Below are 16054 nucleotides of genomic sequence, written 5' to 3'. Positions count from 1 at the left end.
GTGTGGTGAGGTGTTCGGTCGTTATGAGTCATTTTGCCCGCCTCGCGCCCGGCGGGTGCCCTTGTGGAACGCCATCAGCGTCCGCGCGGTGGTCTCGCCCGCGTTGGTCACGTCCGCCTCGGCGGCGGCGTCCGGGTCGTCGTGCAGCTGGGCGACGAGGTTTTGCTGCGGCTGCCGGCGCGGGAGCCGGGGCCGGTCGTCGCCCTGCAGCCCGCTGAGGTCCGGTTCGGCGGCGCGCGGCGCGGCCGGGACGTCCGGGATCTGGCCCGCGGACGGGGGATACGGCTCCGGGGTGCGCGGGCTCGGCGTCGGAAGCGGACGGGCCGGGTACGGCCGCGGCGTCGGCTGCGGAGCCTCCGGGACCGAGCGCTGGACGGCGCTTTCCTGCGCGGGCGCGCCGACCTGGGCCAGCGCCGGGGCCTCGTCCGCGGGTTCGGGCGCGTTCGCGTCGGCGAGGTGGTTCGACGGGATCAGCACGGTCGCTCGGGTGCCGCCGTACCGCGACGGGTCGAAGGTGACCGTGATGCCGAGCCGCGAAGCCAGCCGCGCGACCACGAACAGGCCGAGGCTGGAGTCCGCGCGCAGTGCCATCGCGTCGAATTCGGGTGCGTCGGCCATCATCGCGTTAGCCCACTCGCGCACGCCCTCCTTCATGCCCAGCCCCTGGTCGGACACGTCGACCACGACGCCGCGCGCGACCATCCGGCTGGTCACCTCGACCTGCGAACCCGGCGGGGAGAACGACGTCGCGTTGTCGACCAGTTCGGCGACGAGGTGAATGGTGTCGGCGACCGCGGTGCCGACGATCGCGACGTCCGGCACCTGTTCGACCTGCACCCGCGAGTACTGCTCGGTTTCCGAGACGGCCGCGCGCAGCACCTCCATCAGCGAAACCGGTTTGCGCCAGCGCCGTCCGGGCTGCTTGCCGCCGAGGATGATCAGGTTCTCGGTGGTCCGCCGGGCGCGCGCGGCGAGGTGGTCGAGCTGGAACAGCGAAGCCAGCTGGGTCGAGTTCTCTTCGCGGCTTTCCATTTCGTCCAAGATCTGCAGCTGCCGGTGCACCAGCACCTGGTTGCGGTGGGCGATGCCGAGGAACACGTTGTGCACACCGCTGCGCGCCTTCGCCTCGCTCGCGGCCGCGTTGACCGCGGTCAGCTGCGCGGTGTTGAACGCCTCGGCCACCTGGCCGATCTCGTCCCGGCCGTGGTCCAGCTTCGGCAGCTCGGCCTCGATGTCCACCGGATCGCCGCTCTTGAGCCTGCGGACGATGTTCGGCAGCCGGTTGCGCGCCAGGTCGAGCGAGTCGTTGCGCAGCCGCTCGAGGCGCGTCATCAGGGTCCGGTCGACGAGCGACCGCGACACCCGCACCGCGACGATGATCGCGGCCAGCGAGGCGAGCAGGGCCACGATGCTGCCGATGATCGCGTTGCGCAGCTGCGCATTCCCGGAGTCGATCGCGGCGGCGGAAACCTGGTCGGCCTGTTCGATGGTGAGCTGGTTCAGACCTTGCGCGACCTGTGCGGTCAGCGCGTGCCAGTCGCCCGCCGATACCGGGACGTTGTTCTGGTCGCCGCTGGTCCACGGGCCGTGCTTGATCAGCGAGTCCTCGGCCGCGTTGAGCCGTTTCCACGCGTCGCTCGTCGAAAGCTGCTGGTAGTGCTGGCGCACGGCCGGTTCGAGGAACGGCGAGATCTGCGCCAGCTGCGTGCGGTAGTAGCCGACCAGCTGGGAGAACTGGACGAAGTCGTCCGGCGCGAAGGTGCCGCCGGAGAACGCGGCCGACACCAGCGACGTTTCGCGCGACATCAGGTCGCCCGCGCGGAACAGCGAGGTCGCCGAGATCGCGCCCTGCACCGCGGTCGCGTCGGGGACGATGCGCGCCTGCGTGTCGAACAGCGTCGCCGCGGAGTCGAGGACGCCGTTGTAGTAGGAGTTGACCTGCGCGCGGTTGATGCTGCGGAAGTTGACCTGCGAGCGCAGCACCGGCAGCTGGTCGAGCTGCGCCTTCAGCGCGGTGACCTTGCCGGCGATCTCGTCCGGCGCGCTGGAAATGGTGGCGGCGAAGGCGTCCTGCAGACCCTTCAGCTTGCCGTCGCTGTCCTGCTCCTGTTGCTGCAGCTGCTGCGGGCCGGAGCTGGGGCTGTCGAGGTACTGCAGGGCGAGCTGGCGTTCCTGCTGCAGCGACGACAGCGCGGTGAGCGCGGGGATCGAAACGTCACGCACCGAGCCCGCGACGAGCCGCACGTACAAGCCGTTGATGAAGAAGGCCGTCGCCAGCACCGCCCACAACACGAGCAGGGTGATGCTCGGGATCAGGACCGTCCGGGTCAGCCTCTTCCGGATCGACTTGTCGTACGCCTTGCCGGGATCGTCCTTGTTCTCCACGATGATTCACGAACTCCTGGGTCACCCTCGGCGAGAGTGCGGACACGGCCGGGGAAGCGGACACGCCAGTGGGTGCGAGTGGTCCTCGTCACGGAAATCTCGGATACACCCTTCGTAGGCCCACCGAACGGAACAGCCCCGGTTTCTATCACGAACGGGGGCCTCGTGGTGCCGCTGAACGTGCGGCCGAACGCGGTCTTGACGCCGGTTACCGACGGTAGCGGCGGGTTCCCCCGGCGTTTCCCGAGGCCCTGGCCCTGGCTGCGAATTCCGGACCAACGGGCTGGGCTGAATGAGTGATTCAAAAAGTGTCCGGACACTCAGTCGAGGTTCCGTGTGGCGGAACTGTCGGCGAATTGACTTGTCGACAGTTGCTGTCCACAGTGGACTAATGACTGACCCCGCGGCGTCGGGCCGAGGAACGGAAGCAGTTCGATGCCGTCCTGAAGCGCGGCGAGGGTGCGCAGGACTCCGGCGCCGCCGGTGGCGACGTCGGCGGACAGTCGTAGCAGGCGAGCGCCGGGGAAGGCAAGGCCGCCGCGGAACGGGACCGCGTACCAGGAAAGCCGCGTCAGGTGCCGGTCGATCGCGTCCTGCGTGCGCCGGTCCGGCGTGCTGCTGAAGGCCAGCCCGGCGGCGAGTCCGCAGCGGCCGTTCAGCAGTCCGGGATGGAGCGCGAACTCCCCGCGGCACGCGACGCGCAGTGCGGGCAGGCTGCGCGCGGCCTTCGCGTCGAAGCGGTACCGCGCCAGTTGTTCGGTGACGATCAGGATTCCGGCGCTGCCGATTCCCGCCCCGCGGCGCGAACCGCGGTTGCCGTCGCGGACCGGCAGCGAGCCGTCCAGCGCCGGGACGCATTCCTCCAGGTCGCGTTCGAGTGCTTGATCGGCGAACGACAGCCAGGCCGGTTCGCCCGTGCGTTCGTAGAGCCGCAGAAACAGCAGCGCCGGGCCGGACCAGCCGTACAGAAGCCCGGCCCGCGCGGTCGCTCCCGGCGGTTCCGCGGTGTCCAGTGCCTCGGCGAGCCGGATGCCGATGTTCAGCGCCTGCCTGCCGAATTCGTTGTCGCCGCGGGTCGCGGCGAAGTGCAGCCGGGTCAGGCCGACGCCGGCCAGCCCGCTCGCGAGATCGTGGCCGACGGTCTGGTCCACCAGCGCGCGCGAGGCGGCGAGGAGATCGGCGGCGGCCTTCCGGTAGCCGAATTCCTCCAGCACGTAAGCGATTCCGTGACTGCCGTCGTAGAAACCCGCGCGGCTGGGCTGTTCTCCCTCGATCGCCTCCAGCAGCCACTGCTCATGCTCGGGGAACCGGCCGACGCCCGCGACGTGCAGCGAGTGCAGCACGCCCGCCGCGCCGGTGCCGAAGGTCGCGCCGCCGACACGGAACTGCTCGATGTCGCCGGGGAACAGGCGATCCCGCCGCTCCGGGGTCGCGCACGCGAGCAGGGCTTCGGCGATCTGCTTGCGCACCAGGGTCCAATCGGGACGGGGTTCGTCGAGTTCGGTGTGCGCGGGCTCGGTGTGCGGCGCGACGCTGTCGGCGTAGCCGGCGGGCAGCGAGAACCGGCGTTCGGTGAGCTCAGCCGCCCAGCGGAGGCGTTCCGGCACCAGGTGATAGAGCGGGGCCAGCGGCAGGAAGAGGCGCAGCCGCAGGGCGGTTTCGTCGCGGTCGAAGCCGGTCAGCGACACCGTGCCGGAGCTGTCGACCAGGATGTTGCGCGGGTTTTCGAGCACGACGCCGCGTTCGGCGGCTTCGGCGACGATCCGGTCGACCTGCGCCACCACGGACAACGCCTGCCTGCGGTAGGCGGCGAGGTCGGCTTCGGGGCAGTCGCGGCGGGTGAGCGGGTAATGCCGGGTGAGCCAAACGTCCAGCGGCAGGCCCTGCCGGTACTCCCGCACCAGGTAGTGCCGCTGTCCGGGCAGGTAGGCGTGGGTCTTCGGGATGCCGGGGATTCCGGCGAGCTGCTCGAAAAGGTCGTGTTTGCGCTCCAGCCGCGCGACCGCGTCGACGCCGTCGCCGTCCAGTCCGGTGTAGGGCCAGGCCTCCTCGACGAGCACCTGCTCGCCACCGCGTTCGGCCAGGTAGACGGCGGTGCCGTGGGCTTGGCGGAGCACCTCGGCGACCCGGTGCGGCGGCATCGGCGCGTCGGTGTACTCCGCGACGCAGTCGGGGATCCGGACCCAGTTCGGCACGGAGAACTCCGGGCCCCGCGGCGCGGGTTCGAGCGCGCTGCTCGGCCTGCGCAACGCGGGCACGCGAGCGCCGCCGTGTTCGGTCCACAGGGGCGTGAATCCGCCGTAATGCACGTGAATCGGGCATTCTCCGCAACGGAGCGCGCCGTCGATATCCGGTCCGGGCTCGCCGGTGAGGAGTTCGGAAAGATCGTCGAGGATCCGCTCGAGCGCGTTATTGTCGGGAGGATAAATAGTGGCCAGTGCACCGGTTCCGCCGGTCGTCGGATATTCGGCATTGCGGTCGAGGAAAATCGACCGGGAACGCAGATGCCGGTGGTGCAGCCCGGCGGTCCGGCAGTACTCGCGGACGCGGTCCAGTACCCGGTCGGCATTGCCCGGAGCGGCGGAAATCTCCACGGCCCAGCCCTGTTCCGGCAAAACGGCTCCGGCGGGGTGGAGGTAACGCCAGTGTCCGTGGTCCTCGGCAGTCCATTGTGGACTGTAGAGCGGGACGGCCAGGTCGTCGGCGGATATTTCCCGTCGGCGGTCGAAGAACCACGGATCGGCGAGGCAGAATGCCTCGTGCCGGACGTTCATGAAAGTGGATCCTTCCGCGTGTGCGCTTCTCCGGTTCTCCGGCGACGGAAACCATTCCCGCACAGCTTCGGCGTCGCGCCAATCCGCCATTTCAGCGTTCGGCCGACCCGAGCGGGGCGAGGATAAAACCGGCGGTGGCGAACCGAGAGTGAGTTGCCGTCGCCCGGTCGAGCGGGATTTCCGTGGCATTCGGGAATTGACGGAATGCCAGCGACCCATTCCGGTGAACGTGGCCCCGGCCACGCCGTCGGCCCCTCGCCCGTCCGGGGCGGTGAGCCAGGCGGGTACGTTGAGGCCGGCGGGCAGAAGGAGGAACGGGTGATCGTCGGGTTCGCGATAGCGGTCGCTGGATGCGCCGCGCTCGTCGCGCTGTGGAGTTTCGTCCAGGCGGCGCGCAAGAAACTCCCGGACACCCCGCTGCTCGTCGCGCTCGCGGTGATCGAGGTGCTGCTGGTCGCCCAGCTCGTGATCGGGATCGTGCTGCTCGCGAGCGGACACCACCCGGGCAGCCTCGCGACCTACCTCGCCTACCTGATCGGCTGCCTCGTCGTGCTGCCGGTCGGCGCGGCGTGGGCGCTTGCCGAGCAGAGCCGGTCGAGCACGGTCGTGCTCGGCATCGCCTGCCTGGCCATTCCGGTGATGGTGCTGCGACTGAACGAGGTGTGGAGTGGAGCAAGCGCGTAAGACGGCCACCGGCCCCGGCCGGATCCTGGTCGCGGTGTACGCCATCTTCGCGCTCGCCGCGACGTCGCGGGCGGGCGTCCAGATCGGCACGAAATTCCACGAAGCGCCGCTGGCGTACGTGCTGTCGGCCTTCGCTGCGGTGGTCTACATCCTGGCCACGATCGCGCTCGCCCGCGGCGGCCGGACGTGGTGGCGGATCGCGCTCGCCGCGTGCACCGTCGAACTGCTGGGCGTGCTGACCGTCGGCACCCTGAGCATCTTCGACCGGCAGGCGTTCCCGGACGCCACGGTCTGGTCGGTGTACGGACAGGGGTACCTGTTCATCCCGCTGGTGCTCCCGGTGATCGGCCTGTACTGGCTGCGCCGGACCCGGGCCGCCGGCTGAGGAACAGTACGCGGAACTGTCCGTAGCGGCGGCGGCAGCGGAAGAACAGGTGGTCCCCGGCTACTTTCGCCGGTTCTGGTTCCTGGGCGACGCCCTGATGATCGGGGTTCCCCGTCCCCACCGGAACCGCGGCGACGAAGCCGCAGAAACGAGAGACCATGCGTTTGCGCACCTGTTTACTCGTGCTCGCTACCGCGCTTGGCCTGGCCGGATTCGCCGGAGAGGCCGCCGCTGCCAGCGGACCGGCCTCGACCCCGGCGATCATCGGCGGCGGTTACGCCTCCAACGCCCCGTGGGCCGCGCGGCTGTTCGTGAACGGGCAGCAGAACTGCACGGCCACGATCATCGCGCCGCAGTACATCCTCACCGCGAAGCACTGTGTCGCCTCCAGCGGCACCTACACCTTCCGCATCGGCAGCCTCGACCAGAGCAGCGGCGGCACGATGGCCACCGGCGCCGCGATCACGCGCTACCCGGGCGCCGCTGACCTGGCGATCGTCCGGTTGTCCAGCTCGGTGAACGCGACGTACTCGCCGCTCGGCACCTCGACCGACGTCCGCGCCGGGCAGACCGTGCAGGTGTACGGCTGGGGCGCGACGAGTCGCTGCGGTTCGGAGATCAACTGCCAGTCGCGGTACCTGAAGGTGGCCAACGTGCGCGTCACGACGCCGTCGTGCAGCGACTACGAAGGCGGCGTCGCGGTGTGCGCGACGTACGGCGACGGCATCACCGCGGGCGGCGACTCGGGCGGCCCGATGTTCGCGTCCGGACGGCAGGTGGGCGTCGCGTCGACCAGCGACCGGCAGAGCAGCACCGCGTACACCAACATCACGCGGTACCGCAGCTGGATCTCGCAGGTCGCGGGCGTCTGAGTTTTCCGACGTCTGATTTTGTCGGTGGTCCGGCCTAGTGTTGGGAGTACGCACCGATTCCGTTGCGCGGAGGAGGAGAACATGCCCGACAAGCTGATCCCGGGGCCGGACCACCCGATCACCGTTGAGCCCAACCCCGCGCGGGTGGTGGTCAAGGCAGGCGAGAAGACCATCGCCGACACCACCCGCGCGCAGGTGCTGCGCGAGGCCAGCTATCCGCCGGTGCAGTACATCCCGTTGGAAGATGTCGACCTGGCGATGCTGTCGCCCACCGAGCACCGCACGCACTGCCCGTACAAGGGCGACGCTTCCTACTACAGCCTCGCCGCGGTGCCGGACGGCGAGAACGCGGTGTGGGTGTACGAGGCTCCGTACGACGCGGTGGCTGCGATCAAGGGGCACGTCGCGTTCTATCCGGATCGGGTGGAGATCGAGGAGGTCGGTTGAGGGGTGCTTGCTTTGGCGCAGGGCTGATCCTGATTCGCTGGCCTGGTGCGCTGCTGATGCGGGGTTGGCGCTGATCCGGCACGCTCCGCGTGCGAGAGATCCGGATTCGGCGTCGCTCGCGGCGTGGTGCGGCTCAGCAGTCCCGTGCTGGGCTGGGGTGCGGTGCTGATTGGCGCTTGAGTGCGGCTCGGCGGTTCAGCGGCGTGGTGCTGAGCCGCGGCGCGGTGTTGAGCTGTGGCGCGGTGTTGAGCTGTGGTGTGGTGCGGCTCGGTGGTTCAGTGCGGCTCAGCGGTGCGTGCTGATCATTGGGTCGGCGCGGCGCGGTGCCGCGATGTGGTGCTGATTGGCGCTTGGGTGCGGCTCGGCGGTTCAGCGGTGTGGTGCTGAGCCGCGGCGCGGTGGTGATTGGCGCTTCGGTTCGGCTCGGCGGTCCGGTGCTGAGCTGTGGTGTGGTGCGGCTCGGTGGTTCGGTGCGGCGCAGCGGTGCGTGCTGGTCATTGGGTCGGCGCGGCACCGCGGTGTGGTGCGGCTCGGCGGTTCAGCGCGGCTCAGCGATGCGTGCGGGTCAGCGGTTCGGTGCCTTTCAGTGCGGTTCAGCGGTCCACTTCGAGCCAGGACGCCTCTCCTGCTTGGTGCAGTGCGTTCCACAGCAGGTTGAGGGGATGGCTGTCCGGGTACGAGGATCGTTCGCCGCGCCGGGCGAACACGCCGACGAGGAGTTCGAGTTTCGGCTCGATGTCGTCGACGAGGCCGATGGTGCGCAATCCGGAGGCGGCGTGCAGGCGGTTTTCGCCCGCGGCCTCGCCGAGCCCTTGGGTGACGAGCATGCAGCCGCGGATCAAGCCCGAGCGGAGCAGTTCGAATCCGTATTGCGCGGAGTCGATCTCGGCGACGATGTCGAGCCGGTTGCGGTAGTCGGAGCCGAACCAGCCGCGCATAAAGTCGTTGATCACGCCGCCGCTGGGCACGACGAGCGGGAGCGTCGGCAATTGGCTGGTGGCGACGGACTCGCCGGGTTTCGGAGTGTCCATATTGGTCACGATGCCGAGTCCGCTGCGCCGCCATTCGAGCACGTCGACGGAGTCGAGCGCGCTGGTCGTGACGACGCTGCCGCACACGAGATCCACGTCCTTGGCCAGCAACCGGTCGATCAGGTCCTTAGTGCGCACGTGCACCACGTTGAGTTCGATGTCGCGGGCGCGGAACTGCTCGGCCACGAGATCGCCGGCGTGGGCGAGGCTGCCGAGGGTGTAGCGAGTCGCGCCGACGGTGAGCGTTCCGCCGAGTTCGCGGCGGCATTCGTGAATCGTGTCCAGCCATTCGGTGAGCGTGCGGCGCGCTTGCTGTGCGACGGCGCGTCCGGTGTCGGTGAAAAGAACGTCGCGGCCGCGTCCCTGGCGGTGCAACAATGGTTCTCCGCACAATTCTGAGAAATTGCGGTTGAGAGTGTCGAGTTGTTTTTGCACACTGGACTGGTCGCGGCCGAGCGTGCGGGCGGCGGCGAGGGCGGTTCCGGTTTCCGCGACCGTGATCAGCGTGCGCAACTGGTCGAACGTCGTGTCGAGCAGGGCAGGCGACGAGCGCAGGAGCCTGCTGAGCACGTTGAACGACGGCGACCGGAACGGGCTGGGTGCGGACATCGGGCAGGGCTCGCCTTCTCATTCTCTTCGCGGACGTCGGAGAGCCTAACGCGGCGTTCCTGATCTCGCGGCCAGTTAAAAAAATCTGTAGATAATATCGGCGAACCAGTGGACGGCGCAAGCAGTCGGCGGGAAACTCCGTGACGCTTGATTCGATTGCTGATCCAAGGAGTTCGACAGAAGTGAGTTCGTACAGTTCCACCGGTGCGCGCCGTTCGCGCACCCTGACCGTCGGCGGAGGGTTGGGGTTGCTCGGCGCGCTCAGCGGACTGCTGTGGGGTGCGATGGTGCTGGTGCAGGGCGAGAGCCTGATCCGCCCGGCCATGCAGGAATACTTGCAGACCGAAGGCCGCGACCTGGCCTCGAGCGGTCTGCTCACGGTCGACGACCTGACCGGAATCGCCATGCCGTCGTTCACCACCCGCGCGGCGATCTGGCTGGTCATGGGCGTGGTGACCCTGGGGTCGGCCGCGATGGTGCTCGCCGCGCACAACTGGGCCCGGGTGGTGCTGACGGTGTTCGCGGTCTTCGGCATCGGCCTGGGCCTGCGCGACCTGATCGACGTGAACCCGGCTCTGCTGAACGCCTTCGATGCCATCGCGGTGGTGAGCCTGCTGGCGGTGCTCGTGGTGCAGTGGCTGCCCGGGGCCAACCGGGCGGTGCGGGCGCGCAAGAACGCGGTGATCGCGCGGAAGTCCGCGGCGTTCGCGGTCTGATGGGTTCTTGACGGTTTTTGCGGTCGGCACGTCTGAGGGGTCGTGCCGCCCGGGAAAGCCGATCCGCCAAACGCGTCCGGAGGGCGGCTGTGTCGGGGGCAGCCGTAGAGGGCGGCCGTGTTGGGGCGGCGTTTCACAGACCGGCGTTTCCGGCAAATCCGTTTGAGGGGACGGATGCCGGGGAGCGCCGACGTCCTCGAGGGGAGTGCCGTACGAGGGGGAGTTCCGCCTCGCCGCGTGAAAGCGGCGAGGCGGGACCGTCAAGGACGTATTGGCGTTCGCGCTCGTCTTCTCAGCGCAATTTGTTCAGCCCAGCAGCGCTAAGACAGCGCCCGCTTCCACACTTCGGCGGCGCAGCAGCACAGCTCGCTCGGCTTCACCGCGGCCGGATCTAGCAGGCACTGCAGCGCGATACCGCGGAGTTGCCCGACGATGGCCACGGCGATCTGCTCCGGATCGACGTCGGCGCGGATGGTGCCCTCGGTGATGCCCGCGATGAGCTCCTGGCGCAGGTCGTCGCGGAACGCGTTGTCGCGTTCGCGGAAGATCGGGGCGAGTTCGCGCGAGGTCATCGACTCCGCCCACAGCACCAGAAACGCCCGGCTCAGCACGTCAGAGTCACTGAGCCGGGACAGGTAGCCGTCGATCAGTCGCAGCAGCCGGTCCAGGCCGGGCGGCAGGGTGTCCAAGCCGGGGACGAAAGCGGTCTGCGTGGTGCGGGCGAGCTGTTCCAGCAGCGCTTGTTTCCCGCCGAAGTGGTGGGTGACCAGGCCGCGGCTGTACCCGGCCCGCTCGCCGACGCGCGCCAAGGTCACGGCGCGTACGCCTTCCTCGACGACCAACTCCGCGGCGGCTTCCAGCAAAGCGGCCGACGCCTGGTCTCGGCGTTCCTGCTGCGTGCGGCGCTGCGTGGTCACGGGAAGAAACTCTACAACATACTTGCCAGCCGACAAGCAAGTATGCGTAGAGTGGGAGCGACGATGAGGGAGGAAGTCCGATGACCGCAGTGTTTGTCCACGGCAATCCCGAAACCGCCGCGGTGTGGGAGCCACTGCTTGCCGAACTGGGCGACCGGTCGACCGTGTGCCTGTCCCCGCCCGGATTCGGCGTGCCGTGGCCGGAGGGGTTCGGCGCGACGGCGGTCGAGTACCGCGACTGGCTGATCGCCGAGTTGGAGAAGTTCCCCGAACCGGTCGACCTGGTCGGGCACGACTGGGGCGGCGCGCACGTCCTCAACGCCGTCATGGCGCGCCCGGAATTGGTGCGCACCTGGGCCAGTGACACGGCCGGCGCGTTCGACCCGGATTACGTCTGGCACGACCTCGCGCAGGTGTGGCAGAAGCCGGGCGTCGGCGAGGAAGCCGTCGCGGCGATGTTCGGTGCGCCGGCGGAAGCCCGGGCCGCGCGCCTGGTCAGCGGTGGCATGCACGAGGCGGTGGCGGCCAAGGTCGCCGAGGGGATGAACGACGACATGGCCCGCGCGGTGCTTCCGCTCTACCGGTCCGCGGCGCAGCCCGCGCTCGCGGAGTCCGGCCGGAATCTCGGACGCGCGGCGGAGCGCCCGGGGCTCGTCGTGCTGGCGACCGAGGACCACTACGTCGGGACGGACGAGCAGCGGCGCCGTTCGGCCGAGCGGGCCGGGGCGAAGGTCGCGGTGCTGGAGGGGCTCGGGCACTGGTGGATGACGCAGGACCCGGTCCAGGGCGCGCGGGTGCTCACGGAGTTCTGGGACTCGTCCAAATAGGACAGTTCAGGCCCACGCGACGAGATGGAACACCCGGCTGAGCCGCCGGTACGGATCTCGTCGCGCGGCCTCCAGTTCGACCTCCGCGATCTCGCCGATCCGGCTCTCGTCGACGTCCAGGTCCATCCAGTCGGCGAACAGCCAAACCCCGTACCAGGCAAGCGGTTCGGCTCCCTGTCCGACGAGCAGCTGCGATAGCCCCGCGACCGTGTCGGCGCGCGTGTCCACGCCGAGGACGCCCCGTTCGCCCTGCGCGTCGAACGCCGTCAGCGCGTCGCTCCACCGTCCTTCCAGCGCGGGGAGGACGGCCAGTGTCTCGGCGTTGAGCGCCATCACCGAGACGATCCCGCCCGGTGCCGCGCAGGCGCACAGCGCGTCGATCATCGGCACGGGATCGTCCACATACATCAGCACGCCGTGGCACAGCACCGCGTCGAATTTCTGGCCCGCGACCGCCGTGACGGCGTCCTCGCCGCGGCCGCGCACAAACTGGACGCGCTCGCGAACCTCAGCCGATTCCGAAGCGAGACGCTGCTCCGCCTTCGACAGCATCGCGTCGGACGAATCCAGCAGGACGACGTCGTAACCTAGGCGTGCCAAGGGGAAAGACTGATGCCCGGCCCCGCCGCCGACGTCGAGCACCGTCGCCGGCGGCGGAGGCAGGTGTGCCAGGAGCTGCTGGTGCAGGACGTACGTGCGCACTCGGCCTTTGACGGTCGCGTACGCACCTTCCACGAACGGACTCGCCAGCGCGGCCCAGGCGTCGGTCTCCATGCCGTTCATAGTGCGCCCGGACCGGTAGTGACGCGCGTCACATAAAGTCCATGTCCAGAACCCGCCCGCGCCTCCGACCACTCCGCGAAAGACCCCGAAACCACGAGGAGCAAGACGATGAAGTTCCTGATCAGCCTGCACATCAACCAGTCCGTCCTCGACGCGCTGACCGAAGAGGAGAAGGAAGCCCTCGGCAACGGCGTCACCGCGTTCATGGAGTCGACGAAGAAGTCCGGCGAACTGATCGCCGCCCAGGCCCTTGCCGACCCCTCGCAGGCCGCGGTCGTGTCGGTCCGCAACGGGCAGCCGGTGGTGACCGACGGGCCGTTTCTCGAGTCCAAGGAGTTCCTCGGCGGCTACTACATGATCGACGTCGAGAGCAAGGAACGCGCGATCGAGCTGGCCGCGCAGGTTCCGGACGCCGCGATCGAGGGGCTCGGCGTCGAGGTGCGCCAGGTGATGTTCTCGGAAGGACAATTGGACGCGTGACCACCCCATCCGTCGAGGACCTGCTGCGCGAACTCGTGCCGCAGGTTCTTGGCGTGCTGGTGCGCCGGTACGGCCAGTTCGAGGGCTGCGAGGACGCCGTGCAAGAGGCGGTCCTCGCGGCTTCTCAGCAATGGCCGGTCGAAGGCGTGCCGGACAATCCGCGCGGCTGGCTGTCGACGGTCGCGTCCCGGCGCTATGTCGACCAGCTGCGCAGCGACCTGGCGCGCCGCGAGCGGGAGCTGGCGAACGCTGCCGAGGCCGTGCCCGAGGTGCCGGACACCGACGACACGCTGCTCCTGCTGTTCATGTGCTGCCATCCGGCGCTGACCCCGGCGTCGCAGACCGCGCTGACCCTGCGTGCGGTCGGCGGTCTGACGACGGCCGAGATCGCCCGCGCGTTCCTGGTACCGGAGGGCACGATGGCTGCCCGGATCAGCCGTGCCAAACAGCGGATCAAGGCGGCGGGCAGTTCGTTCCCGAGCTCGGAGGAACCGGAGCGGCTGAATGTCGTGCTGCAGGTGCTGTACCTGATTTTCAACGAGGGCTACACCGCGTCGTCCGGCTCCGATCTGCACCGCGCTGACCTGGCCTACGAGGCGATCCGGCTGGCCAGGATGGTGCACGACCGGCTGCCGGACGACAGCGAGGTGACCGGTCTGCTCGCGTTGATGCTGCTGACGCACGCGCGCCGGACGGCCCGCACGACACCGTCCGGCGACCTGGTCCCGCTGGCCGATCAAGACCGCACGACGTGGGACCGCGCCATGCTTGACGAGGGCACTGAGCTGGCGAAAGCGTCGCTGGCGGGTTCGGAGCTCGGTCCGTACCAGCTGCAGGCGGCCATCGCCGCGACACACGCCGACGCGGCGACCGCGGACGAGACCAACTGGCGGCAGGTGCACGCGCTTTACCTGATCCTGGAACGGATCGCACCCAATCCGGTGGTGACGTTGAACCGGGCGATCGCGCTCGCCGAAACCGAGGGCCCGCGCGCCGGGCTCGCCCTGTTGTCCACATTGGACAGCGAGGAGCGGATAGCCCGGCATCACCGGTTGCTGTCGGTGCGGGCGCATTTGCTGGAGAAAGCCGGGGATCTGCCTGGCGCGTACGAGAACTACCGGCTGGCCGCGAAGGCGACGGCGAGTATCGCGGAGAAGCGTTATCTGGAATCCCGGGCCGCCAAGGTGCGCGAGTGAATTCTCCGTGCCCGGGCTCGCGGGCCGGTCGCGAAGTCGAGTAGGTTGCGCTGCGTGTCCCGGACGTCTGCGAGCGTGCCTGACGAGGTCATGCGCGGCTCGATCGTGGACCGGTTGTTCGCCCGCGCCGGCGACGAACGGCCGTTGTTCACCCACCAAGAGCACACTCGTGGCGTCGAGCACACGCTGTCGTGGGCGGAATTCGCCGCCAAAGTCCGGATCGTGGCCGGGGAATTGCGCCGGGTCGCGGAACCGGGCGAGCGCGTCGCGATCCTCGCCGGACAGGAACTCGCTTATCCGCTGGCGTTTTTCGGCGCGCTCGCCGCCGGAATGGTCGCGGTTCCGTTGATGCTGCCGGGCAATCGCGCGCAGGCCGACCGGCTTTCCGGGGTCCTCGCCGATTCCGGTGCGCGCGTGTGGGCGACGTCGTCGGCGGTCGCGGCGAAGGTGCGCGAGTTCAGCGATCCCGGCGACCTCGTGGTGGTGGACGAGCTGTCCGGACCGGGCGTCGACCCGGTCCACGTGGCTCCGGAAAGCCCTGCCTACCTGCAGTACACGTCGGGATCGACACGCGAACCGGCGGGCGCGGTGATCCCGCACCGGGCGATCGTCGCGGCTTGCTGGCAGGCCAGCCAGGCGTACGCCTCGGACGAGCAGACGACCTGTGCCGGCTGGATCCCGTTCTTCCACGACATGGGCCTGATCCAGCTGCTGTGCCTGCCCGTTTACGTCGGCGGCCGGTCGGTGTTCATGTCGCCGGCGGAGTTCGTGCACCGGCCGCAGCGGTGGCTGCGCCAGCTCTCGGACTATCCGGCCGTCTTCACCGCGGCCCCGAATTTCGCCTACGACCTCGCCGCCGACGTCGGCGCGGAGGACGACCTCGACCTCTCGGACGTCCGGGTCGCGCTCAACGGAGCCGAACCCGTCCGGCCGCGCACGGTCGAGCGGTTCCACGAGGTGTTCGGCCCGCGCGGGTTCCGCGCCGAGGCGCATCGGCCGTCGTACGGACTGGCCGAGGCCACGGTGTACGTCGCGAGCGCGGGCGAGGAAGGGCCGCGCGGCGCGGTGCTTGACCGGGAAGCGCTTGCCCAGGGCCGCGCCGTCGAAACGCCGGACGGCCAGCCGGTGATGTCGGTGGGACGGCCGGTCGGGCAGCTCGTCCGGATCGTCCACGACGGACACGAGCAGCCCGAGGGCGAGGTCGGCGAGATCTGGGTGCACGGCCCGAACGTCGCGTCCGGCTACTGGGGCCGCGGCGACGCGGACTCGTTCGGCGGGGTCCTCGACGGGCTCGACGGCTGGCTGCGCACCGGCGACCTGGGCGTGTTCCACCGCGGCGACCTCTACGTCACCGGCCGGCTCAAGGACCTGATCGTCGTCGACGGCCGCAACTTCCATCCGCAGGACCTCGAGGCGGCGGCGGGCGAGGCGCACCCGGCGATCCGGCGCGACCGGGTCGCCGCGTTCGGCGTCGCCGACGACCAGGGCGAGGGCGCGATGGTGGTCGCGGAATGGGTGCGCGGAGCGGAAGCCGAGGTCAAGGACGTGACCCGGGCCGTGCTGCGAGCGGTGTCGAGGGAGCACGATCTCACGCTCCGTGCGGTACACCTGGTCCCTTCTGGCGGACTTCCGCGCACTTCCAGCGGAAAGGTCGCCCGGTCGGCCGCCAAGGCGCGTTACGGTGGCGTCCGTGGGTGATCACTGCGCCGAGGTCACGAAGGTCGTCAGCGACACCTTCCGGCTCGACCCGGCCCTCGTCGTGCCCGACGCTCCGCTCGAGGAGCTCGGCATCGACTCGAAGGGCCGGATCCGGCTTCTCGCCGCGCTGGAGATCTACTACGACGTGTCGATCGATCTGGACGAGCTCGATCGGTTCACCGATGTGGAATCCGTGGCGGACGTGCTCGCGGAGGCCCTGACAGCTTGCCGAGCTGAGGAGAAGCACTGA

General features: G+C 69.4%; 15 protein-coding genes. 10 read left to right on the top strand and 5 right to left on the bottom strand.

Translation table 11 applies throughout. The annotated features are described in order from the left end of the window. Positions 1 to 21: 21 nt before the first annotated feature. A complete protein-coding gene (locus tag FKO37_RS01560; protein WP_037807353.1) occupies positions 22 to 2385 on the bottom strand; it encodes a nitrate- and nitrite sensing domain-containing protein in 2364 nt (787 codons plus the stop codon). Between the two features lie 320 nt (positions 2386 to 2705). Continuing rightward, positions 2706 to 5159: a lanthionine synthetase C family protein gene (locus FKO37_RS01555; protein ID WP_238603538.1), complete on the bottom strand. Its 2454-nt coding sequence runs from the start codon at positions 5157 to 5159 to the stop codon at positions 2706 to 2708. 318 nt (positions 5160 to 5477) lie between these two features. Here FKO37_RS01555 and FKO37_RS01550 point away from each other — a divergent pair, with 318 nt between their 5' ends. The 4 genes from FKO37_RS01550 to FKO37_RS01535 all read left to right on the top strand — a co-directional run bounded on the left by FKO37_RS01550 (position 5478) and on the right by FKO37_RS01535 (position 7547). After that, entirely contained in the window at positions 5478 to 5843 is a 366-nt protein-coding gene (locus FKO37_RS01550) for a hypothetical protein (protein ID WP_037807356.1), read from the top strand. A 22-nt stretch (positions 5844 to 5865) separates the two neighbouring features. Then, positions 5866 to 6228 (top strand): hypothetical protein, encoded by a 363-nt coding sequence (locus FKO37_RS01545; protein WP_037807703.1) that lies wholly within the window; start codon positions 5866 to 5868, stop codon positions 6226 to 6228. A 158-nt stretch (positions 6229 to 6386) separates the two neighbouring features. Continuing rightward, positions 6387 to 7100 (top strand): trypsin-like serine protease, encoded by a 714-nt coding sequence (locus FKO37_RS01540; protein ID WP_037807359.1) that lies wholly within the window; start codon positions 6387 to 6389, stop codon positions 7098 to 7100. A gap of 81 nt (positions 7101 to 7181) precedes the next feature. Then, a complete protein-coding gene (locus tag FKO37_RS01535) occupies positions 7182 to 7547 on the top strand; it encodes a DUF427 domain-containing protein (protein WP_037807362.1) in 366 nt (121 codons plus the stop codon). Between the two features lie 593 nt (positions 7548 to 8140). Here the strand turns inward: FKO37_RS01535 and FKO37_RS01530 are convergent. Next, on the bottom strand, positions 8141 to 9187 hold the full coding sequence (locus tag FKO37_RS01530; protein ID WP_037807364.1) for a LysR family transcriptional regulator: 1047 nt from the start codon (positions 9185 to 9187) through the stop codon (positions 8141 to 8143). A 182-nt stretch (positions 9188 to 9369) separates the two neighbouring features. On the opposite strand from FKO37_RS01530, the gene FKO37_RS01525 reads away from it, so the two are divergent. Next, on the top strand, positions 9370 to 9903 hold the full coding sequence (locus tag FKO37_RS01525) for a hypothetical protein (RefSeq protein ID WP_238603537.1): 534 nt from the start codon (positions 9370 to 9372) through the stop codon (positions 9901 to 9903). Positions 9904 to 10223: 320 nt separating this feature from the next. Here the strand turns inward: FKO37_RS01525 and FKO37_RS01520 are convergent, their stop codons facing one another. Beyond that, positions 10224 to 10820 (bottom strand): TetR/AcrR family transcriptional regulator, encoded by a 597-nt coding sequence (locus tag FKO37_RS01520; RefSeq protein WP_037807369.1) that lies wholly within the window; start codon positions 10818 to 10820, stop codon positions 10224 to 10226. An 80-nt stretch (positions 10821 to 10900) separates the two neighbouring features. On the opposite strand from FKO37_RS01520, the gene FKO37_RS01515 reads away from it, so the two are divergent. Continuing rightward, complete coding sequence (locus FKO37_RS01515; RefSeq protein ID WP_238603536.1) at positions 10901 to 11647, top strand: alpha/beta fold hydrolase; 747 nt, start codon at positions 10901 to 10903, stop codon at positions 11645 to 11647. Positions 11648 to 11653: 6 nt separating this feature from the next. Here the strand turns inward: FKO37_RS01515 and FKO37_RS01510 are convergent, their stop codons facing one another. Beyond that, a complete protein-coding gene (locus tag FKO37_RS01510) occupies positions 11654 to 12421 on the bottom strand; it encodes a methyltransferase (protein WP_238603535.1) in 768 nt (255 codons plus the stop codon). Between the two features lie 117 nt (positions 12422 to 12538). Between FKO37_RS01510 and FKO37_RS01505 the strand changes: the two genes are divergently transcribed. From FKO37_RS01505 to FKO37_RS01490, 4 genes are all read left to right on the top strand, one after another. After that, entirely contained in the window at positions 12539 to 12910 is a 372-nt protein-coding gene (locus tag FKO37_RS01505; RefSeq protein ID WP_037807377.1) for a YciI family protein, read from the top strand. Next, positions 12907 to 14106, top strand: coding sequence for an RNA polymerase sigma factor (locus FKO37_RS01500; protein WP_238603534.1), 1200 nt, complete (start codon positions 12907 to 12909; stop codon positions 14104 to 14106). Before FKO37_RS01505 ends, FKO37_RS01500 begins: the two co-directional genes overlap by 4 nt. A gap of 90 nt (positions 14107 to 14196) precedes the next feature. Beyond that, positions 14197 to 15804, top strand: a complete 1608-nt coding sequence (locus FKO37_RS01495) for a fatty acyl-AMP ligase (RefSeq protein WP_238608206.1) — start codon at positions 14197 to 14199, stop codon at positions 15802 to 15804. Beyond that, positions 15797 to 16054: an acyl carrier protein gene (locus FKO37_RS01490; protein WP_037807706.1), complete on the top strand. Its 258-nt coding sequence runs from the start codon at positions 15797 to 15799 to the stop codon at positions 16052 to 16054. The genes FKO37_RS01495 and FKO37_RS01490 overlap by 8 nt, the downstream gene beginning before the upstream one ends.

The organism is Amycolatopsis sp. Poz14 (assembly GCF_006704225.1).
Lineage (GTDB): Bacteria > Actinomycetota > Actinomycetes > Mycobacteriales > Pseudonocardiaceae > Amycolatopsis > Amycolatopsis nivea.
Note: the sequence above shows the minus strand (reverse complement) of the source record. Positions and strands in the feature narration are given on the sequence as shown.